A 4,365-nucleotide genomic window follows, 5' to 3' on the forward strand; every position below is an offset into this window, starting at 1 on the left:
ATCCTGCACTGGTCAATCTGGCGACGAACATCCCAAGCCCGAGCCCGCCGATCCCACTACCAGGGCAGACAGGCCAAGTGACGTTGGAGTACTAGAGTCGCGAACACGCTTCACGTATTGGGAGGGCGAATTGACGACCGTGCCGATGCCCGACTTTCCCGCCGGCTTCCGGTGGGGGGTGTCCACCTCCGCGTACCAGATCGAGGGAGCGACAGGCGTCGACGGCCGGGGTCCGTCCATCTGGGACACGTTCGCCCACTCGCCGGGTCGGATCGTCGACGGCAGCACCGGTGACGAGGCGTGCGACCACCACCACCGGTACGCCGAGGACACCGCGCTGCTGGCCGGGCTCGGCGTCTCCGCGTACCGGTTCTCGATCGCCTGGCCGCGCGTGCAGCCCACCGGCGCCGGCCCGGCGAACGCGGCCGGGCTGGACTTCTACGACCGGTTGGTGGACGGTCTGCTCGCCGCCGGCGTCGACCCGGTCGCCACGCTCTTCCACTGGGACCTGCCCCAGCCGCTGGAGGACGCCGGCGGCTGGCTGAACCGGGACACCGCCGCCCGCTTCGCCGAGTACGCCGACCTGACCGCGGCCCGCCTCGGCGACCGGGTGAAGCTCTGGATCACGCTCAACGAGCCGTTCATCCACATGACCCTCGGCTACGGCATCGGCACCCACGCGCCCGGCCGGATGCTGCTCTTCGACGCCTTCCCGGCCGCCCACCACCAGCTCCTCGGGCACGGCCTCGCGGTCGCCGCGCTGCGCGCCCGCACCGCGAGCCCGGTGGCGATCGCCAACAACTACTCACCGGTGCGGCAGGTCGGGGACACCGACGCGGACCGGGCCGCCGCCGAGGCGTACGACGCGCTGCACAACCGCCTCTTCACCGACCCGCTGCTGGGCCTCGGCCACCCCGACGCGCCGGGCCTCGACCCGGGCGTGGTCCGCGACGGGGACCTGGACGTCATCGCCGCGCCGATCGACGTGCTCGGGGTGAACTACTACAACCCGACCGGCGTCCGGGCCCCCGGGGAGGGCTCGCCGCTGCCGTTCGAGATGGTGCCGCTGGACGGCTACCCGCGCACCGCGTTCGACTGGCCGGTGGCCCCGGACGGGCTGCGCGAGCTGCTGCTCCAACTCCACCAGCGGTACGGCGACGCGCTGCCGCCGATCCAGGTCACCGAGAGCGGCTGCGCCTACGACGACGCGCCCGACGCGCAGGGCCGGGTGGACGACCCGGAGCGGATCGCGTACCTGGACGGGCACGTGCGCGCCGTGCACGAGGCGATCGCCGCGGGCGTGCCGGTGACCGGGTACTTCGTCTGGTCCTTGCTGGACAACTGGGAGTGGGCGGAGGGGTTCACCAAGCGGTTCGGTCTGGTGCACGTCGACTACCCGACCCAGCGGCGTACCCCGAAGTCCTCGTACGCCTGGTTCCGGGACCTGATCCGGCGATGACCACGGTGAACCCGACGCCGGCCTCGCTGCCGGCGGCGCTCGCCGAACCGACCGTGCCGGTACGGCGGAGCTGGATCGCGCTGATCTTCGCGGCGAACCTCGGCGTCTGGATGGCGTTCTTCACCCCGATCCAGGTGCTGCTGCCGCAACAGGTGGAACGCATCGCACCGGGCGACAAGGAGGCCATGCTGGCGGTGGTCACCGGCATCGGCGCGCTCGCCGCGGTGCTGGCCAACCCGCTGGCCGGCGCGCTGTCGGACCGTACCTCGCTGCGGCTGGCCAACCGGCACTTCGGCCGCCGGCACGTCTGGACCGCGTGCGGCGCGGTGGTCGGCGCGCTCGCCCTGCTGCTGCTGGCCCGGCAGGACACCATCGCCGGGGTGGCGGTCGCCTGGGTGGCCGCGCAGGTCTGCTTCAACGCGATGCTGGCCAGCCTCACCGCCGCGATCCCGGACCGGGTGCCGGTGGCCCAGCGCGGCGGCGTCTCCGGCTGGGTGGGCATCCCGCAGGCGCTCGGCCTGGTGGCCGGCGCGGTGCTGGTCACCGCCGTGGTCACCGGCAACGCCGCCGGGTACGCCGCGATCGCGCTCGCCGTGCTGCTGCTGTCGCTGCCGTTCGCGCTGCTCACCAAGGACGACCCGCTGCCCCGGGAACACCGGTCGCCGCTGCGCACGCGCGCCCTGCTCGCCTCGATGTGGATCAGCCCACGCCGGCACCCCGACTTCGCCTGGGCCTGGTTCACCCGGTTCCTGGTGCAGACCGGCAACGCGCTCGGCACGCTCTACCTGCTCTACTTCCTCAGCGACGGGGTGCGGGTGGCCGATCCCGAGGGGTCGCTGCTGGTGCTGATCCTGCTCTACACGCTGGGCATGATGCTCACCGCCGTGGTCGCCGGGCGACTCTCCGACCGGTCCGGCCGGCGCAAGGTGTTCGTGATCGTGTCCGGGCTGATCATGGCGGTGGCGGCGACGCTGCTCGCGGTCGCGCCGGTCTGGCAGATGGCGATCGTCGCCGCGCTGCTGCTCGGCGCCGGCTACGGGGTCTACCTGGCGGTGGACGCCGCGCTGATCACCCAGGTGCTGCCCGCCGCCACCGACCGGGCCAAGGACCTCGGCGTGATCAACATCGCCAACTCGGCGCCGCAGGTGCTGGGGCCGGCGCTCTCCGCCCCGATCGTGGTCCACCTGGGCGGCTATCCCACCCTCTACGCGGTGACCGCGGCCGTCACCCTGGTCGGCAGCGCCCTGGTCGTGAAGATCAAGGCGGTGCCCTGACCGGGCCCCCTGCCGGAAAGCGCTCGCGGCCCGCCGTAGGCTGGGGGACGTGACGGTACGTGTACGCTTCGCCCCCTCCCCGACCGGAATGTTCCACGTCGGCGGCGCCCGCTCGGCCCTGCAGAACTGGATCTTCGCCAAGCAGCAGGGCGGGGTGTTCGTGCTCCGCGTCGAGGACACCGACGCGGCCCGCAACCGGCCCGAGTGGACCGAGGGCATCCTCTCCGCGCTCGACTGGATCGGCATTGCGCGCGAGAGCTACGAGGGCCCCTACTTCCAGTCCTCCTACGCGGGCGAGCACCGCGCCGCCGCCCAGCGGCTGTACGAGGGCGGCCGGGCCTACTACTGCGACTGCACCCGCGAGGACGTGCAGGCGCGCACCGGCTCGCAGCACCGCGGCTACGACGGCTTCTGCCGGGACCGGGGCCTGCCGGCCGGCGAGGGCCGGGCGCTGCGCTTCCGCACCCCGGACGAGGGCGAGACCGTGGTGGTCGACCTGATCCGGGGCGAGCCGACGTTCGAGAACAAGCTGATCGAGGACTTCGTCATCGCCCGCGGCGACGGCTCGCCGGTCTTCCTGCTGGCCAACGTGGTCGACGACATGACCATGGGGATCACCCACGTGATCCGGGCCGAGGAGCACCTGCCCAACACCCCGAAGCAGCAGCTGCTGTGGGACGCGCTCGGGGTCAAGCCGCCGGTCTGGGCGCACGTGCCCGTGGTGGTCAACGAGAAGCGGCAGAAGCTGTCCAAGCGGCGCGACAAGGTCGCCCTGGAGGCGTACCGGGACGAGGGCTACCTCGCCGACGCGATGCGCAACTACCTGATGCTGCTCGGCTGGGCGCCCTCCGGCGACCGGGAGATCGTGCCCTGGTCGGTGATCGAGCAGGAGTTCCGGCTCGACGAGGTCAACCCCTCCCCGGCCTTCTTCGACGAGAAGAAGCTGCGCGCCTTCAACGGCGAATACATCCGGGCGTTGCCGGTCGAGGACTTCGTCGCCGCGTGCCAGCCGTGGCTCACCGGCACCGACACCATCGCCCCGCCGCCCTGGCAGCCGGCCGAGTTCGACCCGGCCGCGTTCGCGGCGGTGGCCCCGCTGGCGCAGACCCGGATCGCGGTGCTCAGCGAGATCGTGCCGAACGTCGACTTCCTCTTCCTGGCCGACCCGCTGATCGACGAGGCGGCCTGGGCGAAGGCGATGAAGGAGGGCGCGGCCGACCTGCTGGACGCGGCGATCGCCGCGTTCGAGTCGCTGGAGTCCTGGGACGCCGACTCGTTGAAGGCCACGCTGGAGGCGGTCGGCGCGGAGCGCGGGCTGAAATTGGGCAAGGCGCAGGCGCCGGTCCGGGTCGCGGTCACCGGACGCACCGTCGGGCTGCCGCTGTTCGAGTCGCTCGAGGTGCTCGGCCGCGACCGCGCGCTGACCCGGCTGCGCGCCGCCCGGGTACGCCTGGTCTGAGCGCCCGGCGTCGTTCCTCGGCGTGTCGCCCTCCGAAGGCGGGAAGCACTTTCGAGCGGTATGCCGCTGGGTCATCTTTATGGGTCTTGTGATGGATGTGTGGGTCATCGGTTGGGGAGTTGGGGGCGGTGACCGCCGAGGTTGAGCATGGCCAGGGCGATGAGGGCGTCGGG

3 protein-coding genes are annotated in these 4,365 nt (G+C 72.3%); all 3 read left to right on the forward strand.

Features of this window, described 5'->3' with window-relative positions; genetic code table 11:
• Window positions 1–145 precede the first annotated feature (145 nt).
• The 3 genes from ACGFI2_RS30555 to gltX are packed head-to-tail and all read left to right on the forward strand — an operon-like array spanning window position 146 to window position 4,192.
• Window positions 146–1,459, forward strand: coding sequence for a GH1 family beta-glucosidase (locus tag ACGFI2_RS30555; protein WP_393523655.1), 1,314 nt, complete (start codon window positions 146–148; stop codon window positions 1,457–1,459).
• Window positions 1,456–2,733 carry an MFS transporter gene (locus ACGFI2_RS30560; protein ID WP_393523652.1) on the forward strand — a complete coding sequence of 426 codons (1,278 nt, stop codon included), beginning with the start codon at window positions 1,456–1,458 and terminating at the stop codon, window positions 2,731–2,733. Before ACGFI2_RS30555 ends, ACGFI2_RS30560 begins: the two co-directional genes overlap by 4 nt.
• 49 nt (window positions 2,734–2,782) lie before the next feature.
• Window positions 2,783–4,192, forward strand: coding sequence for a glutamate--tRNA ligase (gene gltX / locus ACGFI2_RS30565; RefSeq protein WP_393523653.1), 1,410 nt, complete (start codon window positions 2,783–2,785; stop codon window positions 4,190–4,192).
• Window positions 4,193–4,365: the final 173 nt, after the last annotated feature.

Origin of the sequence: Micromonospora sp. NPDC049282, assembly GCF_043197045.1 — a bacterium.
In the GTDB taxonomy this organism is placed as follows: Bacteria; Actinomycetota; Actinomycetes; order Mycobacteriales; family Micromonosporaceae; genus Micromonospora.